The sequence below is a fragment of the Roseovarius sp. D22-M7 genome, from assembly GCF_037083785.1.
Lineage (GTDB): Bacteria > Pseudomonadota > Alphaproteobacteria > Rhodobacterales > Rhodobacteraceae > Roseovarius.
The window spans coordinates 142,465-164,204 of record NZ_JBAPKY010000002.1 but is presented as its reverse complement, the minus strand read 5'-3'; the positions used below and the strand labels follow the sequence as shown (position 1 = coordinate 164,204).

Sequence of the window (21,740 nt, the reverse complement as noted above, 5' to 3'; positions counted from 1 at the left end):
CTAGCCTCCCGTTTTCAAGGCCCGGCCCTTTTCCAACGTGATCCGCACCGCGTCCCACAAAGACGGCAGCAGGATCAGCGACACCGGCGCCGCGGTCACCACGATAAAGCTTTGCAGCTTGCCGATCCCGCCCGAGCCGACCGAGATCAGGATGATCGCCATTACGCCCATGGCCAGACCCCAGAAGACGCGCACCGCCGTCGACGGGTTGACGCCATGCGACATCGACACCGAAAGCGAATAGGTCATCGAGTCGCCCGTCGTCGCGACGAAGATGGTCGTCAGCACGAGGAACAGCAGCGAGACGATGAAGCCCATAGGCAAGGCCTGTGTCACCGCCAGAAGCGCCGCGGGCAGGTTGAACCCCTCGAACGCCGTCGAGACCGTGCCGGGATTGGCCAGTTCCAGCCCCAGGCCGGTGCCGCCGACGATGGTGAACCAGCCCATGGTCACCAGCGGCGCGACGATCGACAGCATGATCACGATGGACCGGATCGACCGGCCGCGGCTGACGCGGGCGATGAAGATCGCCATCAACGGGCCATAACCCAGGAACCAGCCCCAGAAGAACACCGTCCACCAGCCCAGCCAGCCCGCAGGTTCGAACAGACCGGCCTCGCCACGATAGAGCGCGAGCGAAAAGAAGTTGGCCAGATGCGTGGAAAGCCCGGAAAAGAAGCTTGAAAACAGAAAGACCGTCGGCCCGGCCACGAGGATGAAGGCCAGAAGGACGCCGCCCAGGATCATGTTGATCCGGCTGAGAAGCTGGATCCCCTTGTTCACGCCGGTGATCGCCGAAATCAGGTAGATGCAGGTCAGCACGGCGATGACGGTTGCCTGAGTGGTCAGGACATCTGGAATGCCGAAAAGCGTCTCGAGCCCGTAACTGACCTGCAGCCCGAGAAATCCGATCGGGCCGACCGTGCCGGCGACGACGGCGATGATGCACGCCGAATCGGCGATGTAGCCGATGGGTCCGCTGATCGCGCGGTCGCCGAAGACAGGGTAGAGCAGCGTGCGCGGCGCGAGCGGCAGGCCCTTTTCATAATGGTAATGCATCAGCATCACGGTGGTCAGGCTGCCGAGGATGGCCCAGGCGAGAAACCCCCAATGCAGGTAGGATTGCGCCAGCGCGTAAGGCACCGCCTCTGCGGTGTTCGCCTCGACCCCCTCGAAAAGCGGCGGCACCGAGACGAAATGCGCCATCGGCTCGCCGGCCGCCCAGAAGACACCGCCGCCGGCCAGCAGGGTGCACATCACCATCGATCCCCACTGGAAGACGGTGAATTCGGGTTTGTCGAGGGCGCCCATGATGGCTTTTCCGCCCGGCAGCACGGCGATCAGGAGGCCGATGAAGAAGGTCGCGAGCAGCAGAAGCTGCCAGTAGAGGCCAAAGAACCGGGCCGACCATGCAAAGGAGGTGTCGACGATGGCCGACAGGGTCTCGAGGCTCACCAGGGCAAGGATGCAGACCGCGGCGATGAACCCGCCGGTCAGGAAGAAGATCGGAAGATTGACCCCGTCGAGGCCGCTTTCGCGCTTGCCGGGTCCGGGCGGAAGGATGTCCGCCATAATGTCCTTGTCCGTCATGGTGTCTCTATCCGTCGGTTATGGCGGAGGCGATCTTGTGACACCTCTCGCGGTTGGGTCCGTGTCATGAAACGGGGCCGAAGCTCCGGTCGAAAAAGGCGCGCCAGTTGGTGCCCATGATGCCCGCCACATCCGTGTCGGACAGGCCGGTGCCGCGCAGGCCCGCCTCGATCTGCCCGAAATCGCGGTTGTCGCGGAACCAGCCGGGCATCGGCGGGAATCCGGGCGCGGCCGCGCTGCCCTCGCCGTAATCCATGCGCTTGGTCCAGCGGCCCGCGCGCATCCAGTCCACGACGCTGTCGGGCTGGTCCTGGCAGAGGTCCGTGCCGATGCCGACGCGGTCCGGTCCGATCCGGTCGGCGGTGCGCGCGACCATCTCGCAGAAATCGGTCAGGGTGCAGTCGCTGCCGCCGCGCAGGTGATGCGGGTAAAGCGAAAAGCCCAGCATCCCGCCGCTTTCGGAAAGCGCATCGAGAACGCGGTCGGACTTGTTGCGCCGCGCGGCGTGCCAGCTTGCGGGGTTGGCATGGGTGATGGCTATGGGCCGGGTCGAATGGTCGATCGCCTCCAGCGTCGAGCGTTCGCCGGAATGGCTCATGTCGACCACCAGCCCGACGCGGTTCATTTCCGTCACCACCTCGCGGCCCATCCGGGTAAGGCCGGTATCCTCGGCCTCGTAGCAGCCCGTCGCCAGCAAGGACTGGTTGTTGTAGCTCAGTTGCATGAAGCGCAGCCCAAGGCGGTGCAGCACCTCGACAAGCCCGATATCGTCCTCGATGCAGCTTGGGTTCTGCGACCCGAAGAAGATCGCCGTGCGCCCGGTGTCCTGCGCAAGGGTGATGTCCGCGGCGCTGAAGCCCTGGAATATCAGGTCGGGATGGCGCTCGAACCGGCGGTTCCACGCCTCGATGTTCAGCACCGTCTCGCGGAAATTCTCGTGGTAGGTGATGGTCGCATGTACCGCATCGACGCCGCCCTCGCGCATCTGCCGGAATATCTTTTCCGACCAGTTGGCATATTGCAGCGCGTCGATGCGGGGTGCGGTCATACCGGAGATCCCGAATGGATGTAGGCGGTCTTGACGGTGGTGTAGAATTCCTCGGCATAGCGGCCCTGTTCGCGGGGGCCATAGCTTGATGCGCCGCGCCCGCCGAAGGGGACGTGGTAATCGGTCCCGGCGGTGGGCAGGTTGACCATCACGCAGCCCGCCCGCGCGTTGCGGCGGAAATGCGTGGCGCGCGCGAGGTCGCGGGTCATGATGCTTGCGGTCAGCCCGAACTGGGTGTCGTTGGCGATCTGCAGTGCCTCGCCGTAGCTGCCGGCCTTGAGCACGCAGGTGACAGGCGCGAACATTTCCTCGCGGTTGATGCGCATGGCGCCCGTGGTGCCGGCGAAGACGGCGGGCGCCATGTAGTAGCCGTCGGTCGCACGCTCCAGCCGCTCGCCGCCGCAAAGCAGCTCCGCGCCCTCGTCCCGGCCGATGCGGATATAGTCGAGATTGCCGCGCAACTGCGCCTCGCTGACCACGGGGCCGATCTGAGTGCCGTCTTCCAGCGCGTGGCCGACCTTCAGCGCCTTGGCGGCCGCGACCAGTTTCTCGACGAAGGCGTCGTGGATGCCGTCCTGCGCGATCAGCCGCGAGGCGGCGGTGCATTTCTGCCCGGTGCCGCCGAAGGCCGCTCCCGTTGCATGCGCGACTGCGAGATCGAGGTCGCAATCGTCGCAGATGACCATCGGGTTCTTCGAGCCCATCTCCATCTGTATCTTCGTCATGTTCGCCATCGCCGCCGCGGCGATGCCGCGCCCCACCGGGACCGACCCGGTGAAGCTGATCGCGTCGATCTGCGGGCTTTCCACCAGCCGCTGCCCGACCTCGCTGCCCGGGCCCATCACGAGGTTGAACAGACCCGGTGGCAGGTCCTGTCGCGCGATGATTTCCGTCAACGCCACGGCGCTTGCGGGGGTCTGGTTGGCGGGCTTCCAGATCACCGCGTTCCCGAAGGCCAGCGCCGGTGCGATCTTCCACGCCGGCGTGGCGATAGGAAAGTTCCAAGGGCTGATGATCGCCACCACGCCGACCGGTTCGCGGCGCACGTCGATCTCGATATCCGGGCGCACGCTGTCGGCGGTATCGCCGATCTGGCGGAGCGCCTCGGCGGCGAAATAGGTGAAGAACTGCCCGGCGCGGTAGGTCTCGCCCTTGCCCTCGGCCAGCGGCTTGCCCTCTTCGCGGGCGATCATGGTGCCGATCTCGGTGGCGCGCGCCATCAGCTCGGTGCCGATGGCCATCAGCACGTCGTGGCGCTTTTGCGGGCCGGTCGCGCCCCATGCGGCCTGTGCGTCGCGCGCCGCCGCAAGCGCCGCCTCGAGCTGCGCCGCGTCGGCCTGCGCGTAGTGGCCGATCACGTCGGACAGATCAGACGGGTTGCGGTTTTCCGCGGTGGTGGCCCCGGCCTGCCAAGCGCCTGCGATGAAGTTTCGGGTCTCGTCTGTCATGATCGTCCTTCTTCTCTTGCGCTCAGGCCGCCGCGATGCGGTCCAGCAGGTCTTGCGGAACCGTGACGCCTTCGGCCTCGATCCGCGCGCGGTTGATGGCCCGCCGTGCGCCGGGCAGGCGGGTGCCCTCCTGCGACGTGATGCTGTCGGCGAGCCGGGTCATGGCGGGGCCGAACGCGTCGCCGGAAAAACCCGAGGGATCGATCCCGATGAACACCTGCCCGGTGCCCGGCGGCCCGCCGTTCGGCCCTGAAAACGGGCTGGCATCGAGGCCGAGATTGGCGCCGGCGAGCACCGCCGCGAAGATCTCGACCATCAGCCCCGCGCCGAAGCCCTTCTGCCCGCCCGCCGGCCGCATCGAACCGGCAAGCGCGGCCTGCGGATCCTCGGTCGGGTTGCCGGCGGCGTCGAGCGCCCAGTCCGGCGGGATTGCCTCGCCCTGCCGGGCGCGCATGATGATCTCGGACTTGGCGACGGCACTGGCGGATTGGTCGATGACCAGCAGCGCGCCCCCCGCGCCGTCGGGGACTGCGAGTGCGAAAGGATTGGTGCCGACCACCGGCCGCTTGCCGCCCGTGGGCGCGATGCTGGCCGGCGCGTTGGTGAAGCACAGCCCCAACAGCCCGTCCTCGGCCAGCCGGGCCGCGTGATGCCCGAGGACGCCGCAATTGTACGACCGATGCAGCGTCAGCGCCGCGATGCCCTGTTCGCGCACCGCCGCGACGAAGTCGGGCCAGCCGGCATCGATCCCGGCATGCGCAAAGCCGTGCGCGGCATCGACCCGGACGACACCCGGGCGCGGGCGGCTGACCTCGGGCACCGCATCGCCAAGAACCTTGCCGCAGCGCAGATGCTCGGCATAGACCGGCACATACATCAGACCGTGACTGCGGATCCCGTCGCGTTCGGCAAGCCGGGTGGAACGTGCCACGGGTGCTGCCTGGTGCGGCGCGGCGTTGGCGCGCGCAAGCGCATCCGCCGCCAAGCGTTCCACATCGTCGAGATCGAATTGCCGCTGCGCCACCCCGGTTCCCCCGTCTCAAGAATGAAAGGTAGTCTGCGAAGGGATCAGCGTCAGTTCAATCAAATTATTCTTGGGATTGTTTCAGAAAAACTGTAACGTTTATGCATGGTGAATGTTCCAAGCCTGCGCACCTTCGTGACCGTCGCCGAGTGCGGCAATATCCGCGATGCGGCGGCGCGGCTTTTCCGGACGCCGTCGGCGATCTCTATGACGCTCAGCCAGCTCGAGCGGAACTTGGGCGCGGCACTGTTCCAGAATGACCGCAAGAACAGGCTTACGGCGCTTGGCGAAGAAATACTCGGGATCGCGCGGGATCTTCTGCGCGAGCATGATCGCGCGGTCGAGCGGATCGAGGCCAGGGCGACCGGGCGGCAGGGCCGGTTACAGCTGGCCTCGGTGCCGTCGGTCGCGGCAGAGTTGTTGCCGCGCATCCTTGCGGCCTTCCTCGACGCGCGGCCCGGGGTCACCGTCGACCTCGTCGATACCGACAGCCCCTCTGTGCATGCCGCGGTTGCCGATGGCACGGTCGAGATCGGCATCGCCGGGACGGCCACGCCGGGATCGGGGCTGAGCCTGACACCGCTTTTCCGCGATCCGTTTCTGCTGGTCTGCCCGCGCGTGCACCCGCTGTCGCGGTGTTCCGAACCGCTGGAATGGCAGGCCCTCGCCGGGGAACGCCTCATCGGCAACGATGCCTCGCGCGGCATCGGCGCCGAGGCGTATCACGCGCTGATCGCCGGCTCGGCGCTGAAGGCCCGCAACGTGATCTCGCTGCTGGCACTGGTGCGGGCAGGGGCGGGGGTGACGCTTCTGCCCCGGCTCGCCACGGTCTCTCTGCCGCCGGATCTCGTGGCGCTGCCGCTGGCCGATGCAGGCGCAGAGCGGGAGGTGGGCGTCGTCCTGCGCCAGGGCCGCAGCCCCAGCCCGGTCTGCACGGCGTTCATGGAGGATCTTCTTGCGAGTTGCCGGACCGGGGCGTGAACTTGTCGTAAAGTGACGTGGGACGCCTACGCGCGGCACGCCCGAACGACGGCCTGCGCGTCCTCCGCCGTCAGGTGCGGCCCGATGGGCAGGCTGAGGACCTCGCCGGCCAGTTGCCGGGCAATCGGCAGCGCGTCGGCGGCGATGCCCATATGCGCATATGCCGCCTGCATGTGCGGCGCGATCGGGTAGTGGATCAGCGTGCCCACGCCGGCCTCTGTCAGCCGGGCCTGCAGCGCGTCGCGGTCGGGGCTGCGGATGACGTAGAGATGCCACGCGGGCTGGGCCCAGTCGGGCACGTGCGGCAGGGTCAGATCGCTGCCGGCCAGCCCCTCGGCATAGGTTGCGGCGATGGTGCGGCGGCGCTCGGTCCAGTCGTTCAGCACCGCCAGCTTTACCCGCAGCGCCGCGGCCTGCAGCGGATCGAGGCGGGAATTCACGCCCGCCTCCTCGTTGACGTATTTCCGGCGCGAGCCGTAATTGCGCAGCAGCGCGATCCGCTCGGCGAGATCCGGGTCGTCGGTGGTCACGGCGCCGGCATCGCCCAGTGCGCCGAGGTTCTTGCCGGGATAAAAGCTCCAGCACGCGATGTCGCCATGCGCGCCGATGCGCCGCCCCTTGTAGCGCGCGCCATGCGCCTGTGCCGCGTCCTCGATCACGCGCAGGCCATGTGCGCGGGCGATGTCGAGTATCGCGTCCATGTCGGCCGGCTGTCCGTAAAGATGCACGGGCAGGATCGCGCGGGTATTCGGCGTTATCGCCGCCTTGATGCGGGCGGGATCTATATTGTGGGTGGCCGGGTCAGGTTCCACCGGGACAGGCACAGCACCGACGCCCGAGACCGCGAGCCAGGTGGCGATATAGGTGTTCGAGGGCACGATCACCTCGTCACCCGCCCCGATATCGAGCGCCCGCAGCGCCAGCGTCAGCGCGTCGAGCCCGTTGGCCAGCCCGACCGCATGCCGTGCCTCGCAAAAGTCGGCCCATTCCGCCTCGAACGCTTCCACTTCGGGCCCGAGGATGTACCAGCCACTGTCCGTGACGCGGGCGACGGCGGCGTCGATCGCGGGCTTGAGTTCGAGATAGGCGGCACGGAGATCGAGGAAGGCAATCATCGCAGGTTACACAAGCGCAGATGCGAAGTCGAAGAACAGATCATATTGCCGCTCCTTGCTGAACGTCTCGGCCATCCGCGCCTTTGCCCGCTGCGCATGGGCATGGGCGGCCTCGGGCTCTGCCTTAATTCGGGTCACGTGATTGGATATATCCTCGACCGACTCGAAGGAAAGGTAATCGATCCCGTCCTCCAACCCGTCGGGATACACGCCCTTCGGTGTCACGAGCGGGGTTCCATTTCCAATTGTCTCGAAGATTCGCATGTTGCTGTGAAAGCCGACACTCAGATCGGTGAAGTTGTTGAGGACCGCCTTGGACTGCCGGATCCCCTCGTAAAGCTCGATTCCGTAGAGCGGCGGGCTGAGGCATTGCCGCAATGTCTTGTCGGGCCACTTGATCAGGAACGGAAGCTCGATCCCGTAACGCGCCAGCCGCCCGCCGGGACGGCGGTATCTTCTCTTGGCCTGGGCATGACAGGTGAACCGGAAGCCACGCGCGGACGCGGCGTGCGCGACGTCCCGCGTCAGGTCCGCACGGCCCTTGAAATGTGATGTGATCTGACCGTAGAGGATGAGATCCTCGGGCCTGTCGGAGAATGTCGGGACGTCGATATCGGACCATGCCGGATCGATGCCGGGCTGCAATTCAAGCGCCGGATACCCCTTGGCGCGCCACCTTTCGACATAGGGGCGGTGCAGCGAGACATAGCCGTCATAGGCGGGATTGACCGGGGGGTCGTCGTCTTTCAGAAAGCCGTTCCAGCACACGATCGGCCCCGTGTATCTGCGACGAAGTTCGCTTGCGAAGTCAGATGATGCAAAGGACGAGAAATCGTAGACGATGTCAGGCTCGAAATCCTCGATCTGTGCATACCTGATTTCATCAAGATCGTCGGTATCGAGCCCTTTTTCGCGCGCCCAGGCCTTTTGCAGCCGTTCGTAATTCCAGACAACGAAGAATACCGCGTCGTCGGCGCGGCGTGGCGATGGAATGAGGCGGTAGACCGACGCATACCCATCCTGTAGCAGCGCCTCATGGATGTCTGCAAATGTCGAGTGATCGCCTATGCCCCAACGCCGCTCGAAGGCGGGGATGTGGGGAGGGTAATTGTGAATACACTGGTAGGTCTTCATGGTTTCACGAGCCGGCTCAGGATTTGTGTGGAGATTTCTTGTGCAGACTGCGTTCGATCGATACGCATGACCATGTTCCCTTGGGCAATCAAATGTTCTTCGGCCTGTGCGTAGAGTCGGCTTCCCGCCAGCAGGCTATCGAGCCTCATACGTTTTTGAATTCCATTCTCATCCCTTCTTTCAATCGCGGCGCGACATTCCTCCAGAGGCGCAACGAGATAAACATAAAGTTCACTTTTTGGAAGCAGTTTCAGAACCTTCTCCAGATAATTTTCGGCCGATGAAGCGAATTTCAGCATTCCGACTGATAAATGCACCAAGCTCTCTTCATATAACAGCATGAAGTTGCCATTTTTGCCCATATGATTGCGCCAATAATCTTCGCACTGAATAACCGCACACTCATTTCGCGCCCATCCAACCAGACCTGCCGAAAATTGAATTCCTGCTGGCGTGCCTTGATAGGCTGCAAGTAACGCATTGAAAGCTCGATTCATTTCCGGTGAATCCGGGCAAAGCGTATCAACAATCCGCGTGATGCTTGGGCGAATCTGCCTCCCGGGCAGGAAGCGCCCCTTGAGCGAGTGCTTGACCCCGTGACTGGGCAGTACGTCCGTCTCTCGGTGGCTGAGCACCTCTTGCCACAGTAATCTGCCGTTGCGCAGCTCTATGTCGTGCTTGGAAAATATCGACGGATCGGCGAGCATGTTTCGGGCGAGCGTTGACTTTCCGGAACCCGTTGTGCCGAAGAATTCGACTCGGCGAAAAGTTGGGGGGAGTTGTTTTTCGGTCATTTTCCCGCACCTTTCCGGATGTCTCGTCCATTGGCCTCCTTGCCCGCTGTGCAAGGAATATCCATCACACAGCAGCGCATCATGGATTTCGGCAAAGATCGAGTGATCGCCTGTACCGCAACGCTGCTCGACTGCGGATATATGGGGCGTAGCTTTGAATTCGCTGGACGATTTTCACTCCAGCAGTTTCTTCTTGATCTTACTTGCAAAAAGTTTCGCGAAATTTGGCTGACTCTTTTCGAGTGACATGCTCTGTTGCTGCTGCCTCCTGAGCATTTCCTCTGTCGTATTTGAGTTATGCTTCCATTCGTCTAAAGCTGCAGTCAAGTTCCCCTCTGCGCCTACGAGATACCAGAACTTCTCGAAGTCATCTTCTGCTGCTTCGAGATTAAACTCCATCTTATTCTGCTTGTCCCGCAGGAAAAATTCGATGTTTGCGTTTACCGTTCGAACAAAGTCCAGGCATACGTCAAAGTCCGTACTTTGATTTAACATTAGGATTCCGTCACGATATGCTCGTGGTATCGAACCTTCCCACCAAAGCCTTTTGCTGTAGCTTTCAGCAACAGCGGATTCTTGTCTTAATAGGTGCACAAAAAACGCATGACCACCATAACGATGGTCAAGCCTGCCCAAGAGCCACGCAAGCCTGTTGTCGGCCTCAATGTGATTGCATGGATAGGCAATGCGCTCGTCGCCTATCAATCTGCTTCTTGTTTCATGACCAGCCGTATAATTTGTTATGTGGGAGCAAGCACGGATAAACGTATCGCTGCCACATCGGCCGGTGCAGAGGACAAACACTCTAGGATACATTTCGAGCGGCCATTCTTTTGAATTCAGTGTGATCCCTGATGTAGTCCGCTTCGTCATATGGATGCGAGGCCAGCACCATGCAGACGGTGCCCTGGCTGAAGCTGTCCATCTCGCGCCAGATCAGGCGGTCGATCAGTACGCCGTGGCGGGGGTTGCGCAGCCAGAACTCGGTCTGCTCGACGCCGTCATCGACCTTCAGCCGGAAACTTCCCGAGAGGGCGAAGACGACCTGCTGCAAGACCTTGTGCGCGTGGCCGCCGCGTTCGGCATCGACCGGGACGTTGTAGAGGTAGTAGACCCGCGCGATGTCGAAGGGCACATGGGTGCCACCCTCGACGAAGGTCAGGTCGCCGCGGGGGTCGGACACCACCGGCAGGTCGATCATCCGTACGCTGCCGCCGGGCATGGGGCGCTTCGGGGTCATGATGGGATCTCAGGCCTCCAGCTGTTCGCGCAGCGACGCGCTCAAGGCGGCGAAGCGCGCGCCGGTGAGTTCGAAATACAGGTTCTCCGAATCCGCGCCGGTCTCTGTCATGCCGAAGCGGCGATAAAAACTGATGGCCCGCGCGTTGTCACGGCGCACGTCGATATCGGCCCGCGAGAGACCCAGACCCTCGAAGCCGACCGAGAAGGACAAGAGCGCGCTTTCCAGTGCCGCGCCGGACGGCTTGTCGGCATTCAGGATCCAGCTGCCCCAGGTGAAGCTGTCTTGGGTGATCCCGTAAAGCCGCACGGTGCCGCAGGGCACGCCGTCCTGCCGTTCGATGATGTAGTAGAATTCCTGTCCCGCTGCCTCGCGGGCCTTGTACGCGGTGATCCAGGCCTGCTGATCGGCCACCGTTCCGGTTACCGGCGACAGGTGCGCGTTATAGGCCGGGTCGGTGCGCAGGGCGTGGATGAACGCGGCATCCGGCGGCGCGACGAGGCGCAGGCGCAGGCAATTTCCTGCGATTTCGTGGATACTGTTCATGCAGACCCTGCCAAGCGGTTATGTCTGAATTCCCTCATAAAGGCGGCGCAGGGCGAAGGCAATCCTGACCGTCCGCGCCGGCGGGCATTCGGGTGCGGAACGCGACCCCGACCCGCGTCGTGGAGGGCGTTTGCCTGCTTGCGTGGGGCCGTCGTTTCGGGGGCGCGCGGCGTATCGAAATCGCCCACGCAGGCCCGTCTGCGGCGCCTGGAGCGCGATGGCGTGATCAAGGGATATCGCGCGCTCTTCGATCTCATCCTGCTGGGGCTCGACCATGTCAGCTTTGTCGAGGTCCGCCTGCACGACATACGCGAGGCCTTGCTGGCCGAGTTCAACGCCGCGGTCGCCAAGATCCCCGAGATCGAGCAGGTGCACCTGATCGCCGGAAATTTCGACTATCTCATGAAGGTCCGGACCCGGAACATGCCCGATTACCGGCGCGTGCTGGCAGAGCAGATCTCAAAACTCCCGCATCTGGCCAATACCTCGAACTACGTGGGGATGCAGGCGGTCAAGGAAAATGCGCTGTCGGACGTGATCTGACACCCGCCATTATGGTGCCCGTGTGTGGCGTGACAGAGGCGTCAATCGCGCGTTCTGGTCGGCGTCATGGCGGTGGAGACCCAGCCTAGAACCGGCGGTCTGCTGTCATCGGCAAACCGGTGAATTGTCGCGCGAGTCACCGCGAAACATGATTGCGCCTGTTACCGGGCGGCCCTGTCGTAACAGGCGCAAGCGGCGGGCGCGAAGCTGGCAAGCGCTCTCACGACCGGGGCGCTGCGGCGATGAAATGCCGCCATTTTGCTGCCAAGCACGTTGTTTTCAGCGCGGCGCGGCAGTAGGACGACCCTCGGACCCGCCGTGCGGGCGTGGTGGAATGGTAGACACATGGCACTTAAAATGCCTGGGCCGAAAGGCCGTGCCGGTTCGAGTCCGGCCGCCCGCACCAGTCACCGGCGCCGCGGTCACACCAGGCCGCGCCCTTCGCGGCAACTGCCAAGCTGCGCGCGGTAGCGATCGGCGCGCCGCGCCACGTTGTCCGAGACGCGCAACAGCCACGGCTTGGTGTTCTGGTTGCCGCGCGCATAGCCCGAACGGCCCTCGTGATAGGCTAGATACTGGTTGCGCGCGTCATAGGGTGAAAGCCCCAGGCGGTCGCTCGACCCCGCCATGTACCAGCCGATGAAATCGGCGGCGTCGTGGATGTCGCTGCGCCTGGCCGCGTAGTTGTTGGTCTCGGACTTGTATTCGTCCCAAGTGCCGTCGAGGGCCTGTGAATAGCCGTAGGCCGAGCTGATCCGCCCGCGCGGAATCACCCCGAGACTGTAGCGGAACGGCGTGCGTGCATCGCTAACGAATTTGCTTTCCTGGTGGATCGTCGCCATCTGCACATGCGCTGGGACGCCCCACCGGGCCGCGCTCGCGCGGAAGGCGCGGGCATATTCGGGGCGCTCCGCGAGGATCGCACAGGCGTTGTCGAGATTGCGCGGGGCCGTGCCGTATCCGGTGCCGCCGCCGCATGATGACAGCAGGACAAGGACAACCAGTGCGCGAAGAGTTCTGCTCATCTGCCTCTCGCTTTCGTTTTCTGGCAACATAGCGGAAACCGGCCGTGGGTGGAAACGCGAATTTGCCCGAGTCATGATCACGCCGGTGTGATAGCCTCTGGCGCAAAAGGTCCCGCTGAATTCCGCCGAGGATTGGACAACCCAGCCTTGCTTGGATATGTGAGTGTGATAGGCATGATGAGGTCATGATGAAAACACGAGCGAAATATCACCTGGGCCAAGTGGTCCGTCACAAGAAGCACCCGTTTCGCGGGGTTGTGTTCGACGTGGATCCGCAATTCGCCAATACAGACGAATGGTACGCGTCGATCCCCGAGGACAGCCGCCCGGCCAAGGAGCAGCCGTTCTACCACCTGCTGGCCGAGAATGATCAGAGCTACTACATCGCCTATGTCAGCGAACAGAACCTCGTGGCCGATTACTCGGGCGAGCCGGTGGACCACCCGGACATACCGGACATGTTCGGTCCGTTTGAGGACGGGCATTACCCTCTGCAATTCCAGCTGAACTGACAGGATGAACCGGCCGCGTCAGGATGGGCGCGCACCCGACCTTGGGAATTGCGTGACATCGTCCGGAAAAACGGCGGCGCGGGACATGGGGCGCATCATGAAAGACATTGTGGACGCGACCCGGGCGAAGGGCGGTTCGGGTCCGTTTCCTGACTCGCATCCGGGCGAAGACCCGATGGACGTTACAGACATCTCGCGCAAGAAACCTCGACTCGCGCAAGAAACCTCGACGCCGCGTTAAGGTGGGGGCAAGGACACGCGGCGCCGAGGGAAGCCTTTCGGCTACTCTAGCGTTTTGACGCGCGTTTGTGACATCGATTTGCCGGGATTGTGGTCATATCGCGGTGACGCGCCCACGGCAGCATATTTCATGACGAGGCGATGTCGAAATCGAGGATCAGCCGGTTCTCGGCGCCGTCACGCAGATAGCACAGGCGGGCCGTCAGCGCGTGGATAATCGACCAGCCGAAGCCTCCCTCGGGAAGCGTCTCGCGCGGGCCGGTGACATCCGGTGCCGCGGCATGAGGCGGTTCGAGCCCCGGCAGCGCCACGCCCTTGTCGCGCAATTCGCAGCTGACGCGCGTGGGACCGATCCAGAGCGTCAGGGTGATGGTGCCGGGGGTGTCGGGGTGGTAGGCATGTTCGACGATATTGTTCAGCGCCTCGGCCAGCGCGATGTCGACCGTGCCGCGATCGTCGTCGGCGATGGTTTCGACCGCCAGACATTCTTGCAACTCGGCCAGCATCCGGCGCACATCGAGCGCCGTCGCGTCACAAGTGAACGTCACCTCGGCTTTCATTTGCTGCGCGCCCGTCCTTCATCAGTCCGACGTCCTGCACGACATGCCGTGCCGCGCGACGTGGGCCGGTTCATCCCGTCGCGCGCGCGATCAGCCGGTCGGGATCGTCATGGATCACGAACACCTTGTCCATGCGTGTCAGGCGAAACACCTTGGCCACGTCCGGCGTCAGCCCTGCCAAATCGAGCCTGCGCCCCGCGCCCATGCCCTTCATCGCCGCGACGATCGCGCCAAGGCCGCTCGAATCGACGAAGGTGACCTGCCGCAGGTCGAGCACCACGTGATCGGGTCCATCCGCAACGGCCGCGCGCACCGCATCCTTGAAGGCGATCGCCGCCGCGGCATCGATCCGGGTCGCGATCACGGTCGCGATGGCCATGTCCCCATGACGGGTCGTCGAGAGTTCCATGCAGCCTCCGGCGTGTTATGGTTTTCCTGACGGACACTAGACCCGATTCCTTACCAATCGGTTGCGCGGATCGGGAACCCTGAAGGAGGATGCAGGATGAACGAGGTTGTGATCACCGGCGCGGCCCGCACGCCGCTGGGGGGCTTCATGGGCGATTTCGACGGGGTCGCGGCGCCGGTTCTGGGCGGTGCGGCGATCGCGGCGGCGCTGAAGGAGGCGGGTTGCCCTACCGTGGACGAGGTTCTGATGGGCTGCGTGCTGCCGGCGGGACAGGGACAGGCCCCGGCGCGGCAGGCGGGATTTGCCGCCGGTCTCGGCGAGGGCGTGCCCGCCACCACGCTCAACAAGATGTGCGGGTCGGGGATGAAGGCGGCGATGATGGGCTTCGACCAGATCGTTCTGGGCCATACAGCGTTGATGGTCGCCGGCGGGATGGAGTCGATGTCCTGCGCGCCGTATCTTCTGCCCAAGATGCGCGGCGGTGCGCGGCTGGGCCATGCCGGCGCGGTCGATCACATGTTTCTCGACGGGCTCGAGGACGCGTATGACAAGGGTCGACTGATGGGCACCTTCGCCGAGGATTGCGCCGAGAAATTCCAGTTCACGCGCGAGGCGCAGGACGAGTACGCGCTCGGCTCGCTCCAGGGCGCGCTCGATGCGCAGAAATCGGGGGCCTTCGCGGCCGAAATCGCGCCGGTGACACTCAGGACGCGCAAGGGCGAGGTCACAGTCGGCACCGACGAGCAACCCGGCACTGCGCGCCCAGAGAAGATCCCGCATCTCAAGCCCGCCTTCCGCGAGGGCGGGACGGTGACGCCCGCGAATTCGAGCTCGATCAGCGACGGGGCGGCGGCGCTGGTTCTGGCCTCGCGCGACGCCGCGCGGGCGCAGGGGTTGACCATACGCGCGCGTATCCTCGGGCATGCCAGCCATGCGCAGGCCCCGGGCTGGTTCACCACCGCGCCGGTGCCGGCGGCGCAAAAGCTGTTGCAGAAGATCGGCTGGTCCGTGGACGATGTCGACCTCTGGGAGGTCAACGAGGCGTTCGCAGTGGTGCCCATGGCCTTCATGCGCGAGATGGGCGTGCCGCGCGACAAGGTGAACGTGCATGGCGGCGCCTGCGCGCTCGGCCATCCGATCGGCGCCTCGGGGGCGCGGATCATGGTGACGCTGCTCAACGCGCTGGAAACCCACGACCTGACGCGCGGCGTCGCGGCGATCTGCATCGGTGGCGGCGAGGGCACGGCGATCGCCATCGAGCGGGTGACCTGAGCGGCGCGCGGCACCCCCGCCGGGGTCTTTTCGCTTTACACCGTGACCCGGGCTGACGATGACGGGGCATATGAAACACGCGTTGCCCCATGTCCGCCGAGGCCAGGTGATCGGCCTGCTGGGCGGATCCTTCGATCCGCCGCATGCCGGTCACGTCCATATCAGCCGCGAGGCGCTCAAGCGATTCGGGCTGGACGGGCTCTGGTGGCTGGTCAGCCCGGGCAACCCGCTGAAGCCCCACGGTCCGGCGCCGCTGACCGCCCGGCTGGAAGCTGCGCGCGCGCTGGTCGATCATCCGCGCATCGCGATCACCGATTTCGAGGCCCGCGCCGGCACACGCCACACGGCGCAGACGCTTCAGGAGCTGCGGCAGGCGGCCCCGGGGATGCGGTTCGTCTGGCTGATGGGCGCCGACAACCTGGCGCAGTTCCATCTCTGGCAGGACTGGCGGCGCATCCTCGAAACCGTGCCGGTGGGGGTGCTGGCGCGGCCCGGGCAGCGGATCTCGGCGCGGATGTCGCCGGCGGCGCGGATCTATCGCGCAAGGCAGATGCCTGCCCATGCCAGCCATCTTCTGGGCCGTGCGACGGTGCCTGCATGGTGCTTTGTCAACGTGCCGATGGTCGATATCTCGTCAAGCGCGCTGCGGGCGCAGGGACGCGTCGCGGACCCGCGCGAGATCGGGGACCCGAAATGATCCGTCGCCATGCGAAAGCCGATTGCGCCGCGCATGATCCTGCGGTTAACTCTGGCGCATGAAACGGTATTTTTCGAGACGAGTTTTCCTTGGCGGCGCGCTGTCGGCGCTTGCGGGAGGCGCCATGGCCGGAGCGCCCGCGGTGTCGCTTCGCCCGGTCGCGCGGCCCGAAGACGGGGCCGCGCGGCTTGCCCCCGGTGCCGCCGCACTGATCGAGAAGGCGCGGCTTTCGGGGCAGGTGGGCTTCGCGGTGGCCGAGGCCGGAACCGGCCGCGTGCTGGAAGAGCATGCGGGCGCCACGGGGCTGCCCCCGGCCAGCGTGACCAAGGCGGTCACCGCGCTTTACGCGCTCGACACCCTCGGCCCGGACTACCGCTTCACCACTCGCCTGATCGCGACCGGCGTGCTGGATAACGGCGTGCTGAAAGGCGACCTCATCCTTGCGGGCGGTGGGGATCCGACGCTGGACACACGGGCGCTTGCAAGCCTGGCCGAAGGCATGAAGGCCGCCGGCATGTTCGAGCTGCGCGGGCGCTTTCTGGTCTGGGGCGGGGCGCTACCGTTCAAGCGCGCGATCGACGAAAGACAGCCAGAACATGTCGGCTACAATCCTGCGCTTTCGGGGCTGAACCTCAATTTCAACCGGGTGCATTTCGAATGGAAACGCGCGGGCGGCAAATACGAGGTGTCGATGGATGCCCGCGCGGGGCGCTACCGCCCGGATGTGACCGTCGCGCGGATGCAGGTCGCCGACCGCCGCGGTCCGGTCTATTCCTACGAGGATGCCGGCGCGCGTGACGACTGGAGCGTGGCGCGCGGCGCGCTCGGGTCGGGCGGCGCACGGTGGCTGCCCGTGCGCAAGCCAGAACTTTACGCCGCAGAGGTCTTTGCGACGCTGGCGCGGTCGCACGGCATCGCCCTCGGCAAGGCCGAGGTGATCGACGACCTGCCCGCGGGCAGCGTCTTCGTGACCCATCACAGCGTGCCGCTCGACGGCATCCTGCGCGACATGCTGAAATATTCCACCAACCTCACCGCAGAGCTCGTGGGCCTGACCGCGACCGCGCAGCGGCAAGGGCGTCCGCTGCCGCTGGAGCGCTCGGCGCAGGCGATGAGCGCGTGGGCGGCGGAGGATCTGGAGATGGCCGGGACGGATCTGCGCGATCATTCCGGTCTCAGCGACCGCTCGCGGCTGACGGCGGCGGCGATGGCGCAGGGGCTGGCGCGGGCGCGCGGGTCGGACCTGCTCAGGCCCCTGCTGCGCGCGCACCGGATGCGCGACGCGAATGGCCGCGTGGATCGCGATCATCCGGTCGAGGTGCGGGCCAAGACCGGCACGCTTTATTTCGTCAGCGGCCTCGCGGGCTATGTCACGACGCCGCAGGGCGCGGATCTGACCTTTGCCATCTTCACCTCGAGCGACAGTTTGCGCGCGCGCCTCGATACGGCACGCGACGAACGCCCGCCGGGCGCGCGCGCGTGGAACGGCCGCGCCAAGAAGCTGCAGCAGGCCCTGATCGAGCGGTGGAGCGCGGTGCATGACGGCTGAGCCGCAACCCCGCGCAGGCTTGCAACAGCCGTCCGCATCCCGTTAACTGGGATCATGACCAGACCACGCTACACCCCGCTGATCGAAAGCCTGTCCGCCGATGTGCCCTTCGTCGGCCCCGAAGAGTTGGAGCGTCAGCGCGGCGCCCCCTTCGCGGCGCGGCTCGGTGCGAATGAAAGCCTGTATGGCCCATCCCCCAATGCGATCGAGGCGATGCGCGCCGAGGCCGCCGAGGTCTGGAAATACGGCGATCCCGATTGCCACGACCTGCGCGCGGCGCTGGCCGACCACATGGGCGTGGCCCCCGGCAACGTGCTGGTGGGCGAGGGGATCGACGGTCTTCTGGGCAATCTCGTGCGGCTGCTGATCGCGCCGGGCGATGCCGTCGTTACCTCCGACGGAGCCTATCCGACCTTCAACTACCATGTGAACGGGTTTGGCGGCGCGCTGCACAAGGTGCCCTACCGCGACGATCACGAGGATCTGCCGGCGCTGATCGAAAAGGCGTATGCGGTGGATGCGAAGCTTTTGTACCTCGCCAACCCCGACAACCCGATGGGCACGTGGCGGCGCGGAACGGATATCCTCGCGGCGCTCGACAGCCTGCCTGAAGGCTGCCTGCTGTGTCTCGACGAGGCCTATGTCGAGTTTGCCCCCGACGGCACGGCGGCGAGGATCGACCCGGAGGATCCGCGCGTAATCCGCATGCGCACCTTTTCCAAGGCCTATGGCATGGCGGGGGCGCGCGTGGGCTACGCGATCGGCGACGCGCCGCTGATCAAGAGCTTCGACAAGATCCGCAACCATTTCGGCATGACCCGCATGGCGCAGGCCGGCGCACAGGCCGCGCTGAGCGATACCCAGTGGCTGGCTCATGTGCAGGGCGAAGTGCGCGCGGCGCGCGACGAGATCGCCCGCATCGCGACCGGGAACGGGCTGACCGCGCTGCCCTCGGCCACCAATTTCGTGGCGGTCGATTGCGGGCGAGACGGCGATTTCGCGCGCGAGGTGCTGACGGCCTTGCAGGGGCAGGGGGTGTTCGTACGCATGCCCGGCGTCGCGCCGCTGTCGCGCTGCATCCGCATCAGCTGCGGCCGCCCGCAGGATCTCCAGGTGCTGGCGCGCGCGTTGCCCGTTGCGCTACGAGAAGCGGCCCCCGCAGGGGCCGCCGATGTTTCCGGTACTGTCAGGAAAAACGCCTGAACCTGAGCGCGGTTCGCGGCTCAGTTCGGGGACAGGCCTATCCGCTCGCCCACGGCAACCATGTCCGACAGCAGCTTGGCAGCCTCGTCGACCGGTCCGGGTTCGTTGTCCTGCGCCTGCTTGGCGGCGTTCAGGCGTTCGGTCGCCTCGTCCACCATGGATTTCATCTCGTCCTGGGTCATGTCCGCGCGGGGGACCGCGCGTTCGGCCAGCACCGAGATGCTGTCGCCGTCGATCTCGGCGAAGCCGCCGGTGACCACATACTCGGTTTCGCCCTCGCGGCTCGTGGCGCGCACGAGACCGGGACGCAGCGTGGTGATCAGCGGGGCGTGACCGGCCATCGCCGTCATGTCGCCATCGGCCCCCGGGATCTGCACCTCGTCGACGGCGGCCGAGGTCAGCAGACGCTCGGGGCTCACCAGATCGAATTGCACTGTCTCAGCCATTTCGGCCTCCTGTTATGGCGGGGCAGGTGCCCCGCCCGACATTATGCGGCGTCCGCGGCCATCTTCTCGGCCTTGGCTTTCACGTCCTCGATGCCGCCGACCATGTAGAAGGCGCCTTCGGGCAGGTGATCGTATTCGCCTGCGACCACCGCCTTGAACGAGGCGATCGTATCCTCCAGCGGCACCTGGATGCCGTCCGAGCCGGTGAACACCTTGGCCACGTCGAAGGGCTGCGACAGGAACCGCTGGATCTTGCGGGCGCGGGCCACGGTCAGCTTGTCCTCTTCGCTCAGCTCGTCCATCCCGAGAATGGCGATGATGTCCTGCAGCGCCTTGTAGCGTTGCAGGATGCCCTGCACGTCGCGCGCCACCTTGTAATGCTCTTCGCCCACGATCTGCGGATCCATCAGGCGCGAGTTGGAATCGAGCGGGTCAACGGCGGGGTAGATACCCAGTTCCGAGATCGCGCGGTTTAGAACCGTGGTCGCGTCCAGGTGGGCGAAGGTGGTCGCGGGGGCCGGGTCGGTCAGGTCGTCCGCGGGCACGTAGACCGCCTGGATCGAGGTGATCGAGCCGGCCTTGGTCGAGGTGATGCGTTCCTGCATCTGGCCCATGTCGGTGGCCAGCGTCGGCTGATACCCCACGGCGGACGGAATGCGACCCAGAAGCGCCGACACCTCGGAACCCGCCTGCGTGAAGCGGAAGATGTTGTCGACGAAGAACAGCACGTCGGACCCTGAACTGTCGCGGAAGTTCTCGGCCAGCGTCAGGCCGGTCAGCGCGACACGGGCGCGGGCCCCCGGCGGCTCGTTCATCTGGCCGTAGACCAGTGCCACCTGGCTTTCCGTCAGGTTGTCGGGCTTGATGACCTTCGATTCGAGCATCTCGTGATAGAGGTCGTTGCCCTCGCGCGTGCGCTCGCCGACACCGGCGAAGACCGAGAAACCCGAATGCACCTTGGCGATGTTGTTGATCAGTTCCATGATCAGAACCGTCTTGCCCACCCCGGCACCGCCGAAGAGGCCGATCTTGCCACCCTTGGAATAGGGGGCCAGCAGGTCGACCACCTTGATCCCGGTCACCAGGATCTCGCTTTCGGTCGACTGCTCGTCGAAGGCGGGGGCGGGCTGGTGAATGGCGCGGCGTTCGTCGGACTTGATCGGCTCGCCCTCGTCGATCGCCTCGCCGATCACGTTCATGATGCGCCCCAGCGTGGCGTCGCCCACAGGCACGGTGATCGGACCGTCCAGGTCGGTGACCTCCTGCCCACGCACGAGGCCCTCTGTGGCGTCCATCGCGATGCAGCGCACGGTGTCCTCGCCGAGATGCTGCGCGACCTCGAGGACCAGCCGCTTGCCGTTGTTGTCGGTCTCCAGCGCGTTCAGGATCGCCGGCAGGTGATCGCCGAACTGCACGTCCACCACGGCGCCGATGACCTGGGTCACTTTGCCTTTTGCGTTTGCCATTTTTGGTCTCCGGTTTGTCTTACAGCGCTTCCGCGCCGGAAATGATTTCGATCAGCTCGTTGGTGATCACGGCCTGACGGGTGCGGTTGTACTGGATGGTCAGATCGTCGATCATCTCGCCCGCGTTGCGGGTCGCGTTGTCCATCGCCGACATCCGCGCACCCTGTTCCGAGGCCGCGTTTTCCAAGAGCGCGCTGAAGAGCTGCGTGGCGACACCGCGCGGCAGAAGATCCGAAAGGATCGCGTGCTCGTCGGGCTCGTAGTCGTAGACCGTGTCGCTATCCACCTCGTCGACCTCGCCCACGTCGGCAGGGATAATCTGCTGCTTCGTCGGGATCTGCGTCGCGACGTTCTGGAAGGCGCCGTAGAAGATCTTGGCGACGTCGAACTCGCCCGCGTCGAACCGCTTGAGCACGTTGCTGGCGATCATCTGCGCCTCGGCATAGCTGACGCGCTTGACCTCCGACAGGTCCACGTGATCGATGAAATAGGCGCCGTAGTCGCGCTTCATCGCCTCGCGGCCCTTCTTGCCGACGGTCAGGATCTTGACGGTCTTGCCCGCGCTCATCAGCGCATCTGCCTCGGCCTTGGCCAGCTTGGCGATATTGCCGTTGAACCCGCCGCAGAGGCCGCGCTCGGCGGTCATCACGACCAGCAATTGCACCTTGTCGTCGCCAGTGCCGGCCAGCAGCCGCGGCGCGTTGTCGACATCGCCCACCGAGGCCGCCAGCTTGGCGATCACCGCGTTGAAGCGTTCGACGTAAGGTCGCGACATCTCCGCGGCCTCCTGCGCGCGGCGCAGTTTCGCCGCCGCGACCATCTGCATGGCCTTGGTGATCTTGCGGGTCGACTTGACCGACGAGATCCGGTTTTTCAGGTCCTTGAGATTGGGCATGAT

23 protein-coding genes and 1 tRNA gene are annotated in these 21,740 nt (G+C 65.0%); 8 read left to right on the top strand and 16 right to left on the bottom strand.

The window, feature by feature from the left end:
• From V8324_RS01815 to V8324_RS01800, 4 genes are all read right to left on the bottom strand, one after another.
• A complete protein-coding gene (locus tag V8324_RS01815) occupies nucleotides 1-1,572 on the bottom strand; it encodes a BCCT family transporter (RefSeq protein ID WP_336418224.1) in 1,572 nt (523 codons plus the stop codon).
• An 82-nt stretch (nucleotides 1,573-1,654) separates the two neighbouring features.
• Nucleotides 1,655-2,638, bottom strand: a complete 984-nt coding sequence (locus tag V8324_RS01810) for a membrane dipeptidase (protein WP_336418197.1) — start codon at nucleotides 2,636-2,638, stop codon at nucleotides 1,655-1,657.
• On the bottom strand, nucleotides 2,635-4,086 hold the full coding sequence (locus tag V8324_RS01805; protein ID WP_336418196.1) for an aldehyde dehydrogenase family protein: 1,452 nt from the start codon (nucleotides 4,084-4,086) through the stop codon (nucleotides 2,635-2,637). Before V8324_RS01805 ends, V8324_RS01810 begins: the two co-directional genes overlap by 4 nt.
• A gap of 22 nt (nucleotides 4,087-4,108) precedes the next feature.
• Nucleotides 4,109-5,110 (bottom strand): Ldh family oxidoreductase, encoded by a 1,002-nt coding sequence (locus V8324_RS01800; protein ID WP_336418195.1) that lies wholly within the window; start codon nucleotides 5,108-5,110, stop codon nucleotides 4,109-4,111.
• 105 nt (nucleotides 5,111-5,215) lie between these two features.
• On the opposite strand from V8324_RS01800, the gene V8324_RS01795 reads away from it, so the two are divergent.
• Nucleotides 5,216-6,091 carry a LysR family transcriptional regulator gene (locus tag V8324_RS01795; RefSeq protein WP_336418194.1) on the top strand — a complete coding sequence of 292 codons (876 nt, stop codon included), beginning with the start codon at nucleotides 5,216-5,218 and terminating at the stop codon, nucleotides 6,089-6,091.
• Nucleotides 6,092-6,117: 26 nt separating this feature from the next.
• Here the strand turns inward: V8324_RS01795 and V8324_RS01790 are convergent, their stop codons facing one another.
• The 6 genes from V8324_RS01790 to V8324_RS01765 form a co-directional block, all read right to left on the bottom strand.
• On the bottom strand, nucleotides 6,118-7,206 hold the full coding sequence (locus V8324_RS01790; protein ID WP_336418193.1) for a DegT/DnrJ/EryC1/StrS family aminotransferase: 1,089 nt from the start codon (nucleotides 7,204-7,206) through the stop codon (nucleotides 6,118-6,120).
• A gap of 6 nt (nucleotides 7,207-7,212) precedes the next feature.
• A complete protein-coding gene (locus tag V8324_RS01785; protein ID WP_336418192.1) occupies nucleotides 7,213-8,340 on the bottom strand; it encodes a glycosyltransferase family protein in 1,128 nt (375 codons plus the stop codon).
• Nucleotides 8,337-9,134 carry a hypothetical protein gene (locus V8324_RS01780; protein ID WP_336418191.1) on the bottom strand — a complete coding sequence of 266 codons (798 nt, stop codon included), beginning with the start codon at nucleotides 9,132-9,134 and terminating at the stop codon, nucleotides 8,337-8,339. The genes V8324_RS01785 and V8324_RS01780 overlap by 4 nt, the downstream gene beginning before the upstream one ends.
• Before the next feature lie 174 nt (nucleotides 9,135-9,308).
• Nucleotides 9,309-9,839, bottom strand: a complete 531-nt coding sequence (locus tag V8324_RS01775; protein WP_336418190.1) for a hypothetical protein — start codon at nucleotides 9,837-9,839, stop codon at nucleotides 9,309-9,311.
• A gap of 100 nt (nucleotides 9,840-9,939) precedes the next feature.
• Nucleotides 9,940-10,374 carry a sugar 3,4-ketoisomerase gene (locus V8324_RS01770; protein WP_336418189.1) on the bottom strand — a complete coding sequence of 145 codons (435 nt, stop codon included), beginning with the start codon at nucleotides 10,372-10,374 and terminating at the stop codon, nucleotides 9,940-9,942.
• 9 nt (nucleotides 10,375-10,383) lie between these two features.
• Entirely contained in the window at nucleotides 10,384-10,920 is a 537-nt protein-coding gene (locus tag V8324_RS01765; RefSeq protein ID WP_336418188.1) for a GNAT family N-acetyltransferase, read from the bottom strand.
• A gap of 138 nt (nucleotides 10,921-11,058) precedes the next feature.
• Between V8324_RS01765 and V8324_RS01760 the strand changes: the two genes are divergently transcribed.
• A complete protein-coding gene (locus V8324_RS01760) occupies nucleotides 11,059-11,463 on the top strand; it encodes an Lrp/AsnC family transcriptional regulator (RefSeq protein WP_336418187.1) in 405 nt (134 codons plus the stop codon).
• 320 nt (nucleotides 11,464-11,783) lie between these two features.
• Nucleotides 11,784-11,869 (top strand) — tRNA-Leu (locus V8324_RS01755).
• Between the two features lie 16 nt (nucleotides 11,870-11,885).
• Here V8324_RS01755 and V8324_RS01750 read toward each other — a convergent pair.
• The gene (locus V8324_RS01750) at nucleotides 11,886-12,488 is read right to left on the bottom strand and encodes a transglycosylase SLT domain-containing protein (protein WP_336418186.1); all 603 of its coding nucleotides are present in this window, start codon (nucleotides 12,486-12,488) and stop codon (nucleotides 11,886-11,888) included.
• Nucleotides 12,489-12,673: 185 nt separating this feature from the next.
• On the opposite strand from V8324_RS01750, the gene hspQ reads away from it, so the two are divergent.
• Nucleotides 12,674-13,000: a heat shock protein HspQ gene (gene hspQ / locus V8324_RS01745; RefSeq protein ID WP_336418185.1), complete on the top strand. Its 327-nt coding sequence runs from the start codon at nucleotides 12,674-12,676 to the stop codon at nucleotides 12,998-13,000.
• A gap of 368 nt (nucleotides 13,001-13,368) precedes the next feature.
• On the opposite strand, the gene V8324_RS01740 is transcribed toward hspQ, so the two are convergent.
• Nucleotides 13,369-13,788 (bottom strand): ATP-binding protein, encoded by a 420-nt coding sequence (locus V8324_RS01740; protein ID WP_336418184.1) that lies wholly within the window; start codon nucleotides 13,786-13,788, stop codon nucleotides 13,369-13,371.
• 82 nt (nucleotides 13,789-13,870) lie between these two features.
• Nucleotides 13,871-14,209, bottom strand: coding sequence for an STAS domain-containing protein (locus V8324_RS01735; protein WP_336418183.1), 339 nt, complete (start codon nucleotides 14,207-14,209; stop codon nucleotides 13,871-13,873).
• Between the two features lie 96 nt (nucleotides 14,210-14,305).
• On the opposite strand from V8324_RS01735, the gene V8324_RS01730 reads away from it, so the two are divergent.
• The 4 genes from V8324_RS01730 to V8324_RS01715 all read left to right on the top strand — a co-directional run bounded on the left by V8324_RS01730 (nucleotide 14,306) and on the right by V8324_RS01715 (nucleotide 18,930).
• Nucleotides 14,306-15,481, top strand: coding sequence for a thiolase family protein (locus V8324_RS01730; RefSeq protein WP_336418182.1), 1,176 nt, complete (start codon nucleotides 14,306-14,308; stop codon nucleotides 15,479-15,481).
• Between the two features lie 70 nt (nucleotides 15,482-15,551).
• Nucleotides 15,552-16,178, top strand: coding sequence for a nicotinate-nucleotide adenylyltransferase (locus V8324_RS01725; RefSeq protein ID WP_336418181.1), 627 nt, complete (start codon nucleotides 15,552-15,554; stop codon nucleotides 16,176-16,178).
• A gap of 58 nt (nucleotides 16,179-16,236) precedes the next feature.
• The gene (dacB, locus tag V8324_RS01720; RefSeq protein ID WP_336418180.1) at nucleotides 16,237-17,727 is read left to right on the top strand and encodes a D-alanyl-D-alanine carboxypeptidase/D-alanyl-D-alanine endopeptidase; all 1,491 of its coding nucleotides are present in this window, start codon (nucleotides 16,237-16,239) and stop codon (nucleotides 17,725-17,727) included.
• A 54-nt stretch (nucleotides 17,728-17,781) separates the two neighbouring features.
• Complete coding sequence (locus tag V8324_RS01715; RefSeq protein WP_336418179.1) at nucleotides 17,782-18,930, top strand: pyridoxal phosphate-dependent aminotransferase; 1,149 nt, start codon at nucleotides 17,782-17,784, stop codon at nucleotides 18,928-18,930.
• 20 nt (nucleotides 18,931-18,950) lie between these two features.
• On the opposite strand, the gene V8324_RS01710 is transcribed toward V8324_RS01715, so the two are convergent.
• Genes V8324_RS01710 through V8324_RS01700 form a run of 3 tightly spaced genes read right to left on the bottom strand, consistent with a single transcriptional unit; the run spans nucleotide 18,951 to nucleotide 21,737 of the window.
• Nucleotides 18,951-19,376, bottom strand: coding sequence for a F0F1 ATP synthase subunit epsilon (locus V8324_RS01710; RefSeq protein ID WP_336418178.1), 426 nt, complete (start codon nucleotides 19,374-19,376; stop codon nucleotides 18,951-18,953).
• A 41-nt stretch (nucleotides 19,377-19,417) separates the two neighbouring features.
• Entirely contained in the window at nucleotides 19,418-20,842 is a 1,425-nt protein-coding gene (gene atpD / locus V8324_RS01705; RefSeq protein WP_336418177.1) for a F0F1 ATP synthase subunit beta, read from the bottom strand.
• 19 nt (nucleotides 20,843-20,861) lie between these two features.
• Nucleotides 20,862-21,737, bottom strand: coding sequence for a F0F1 ATP synthase subunit gamma (locus V8324_RS01700; protein ID WP_336418176.1), 876 nt, complete (start codon nucleotides 21,735-21,737; stop codon nucleotides 20,862-20,864).
• Nucleotides 21,738-21,740 lie beyond the last annotated feature (3 nt).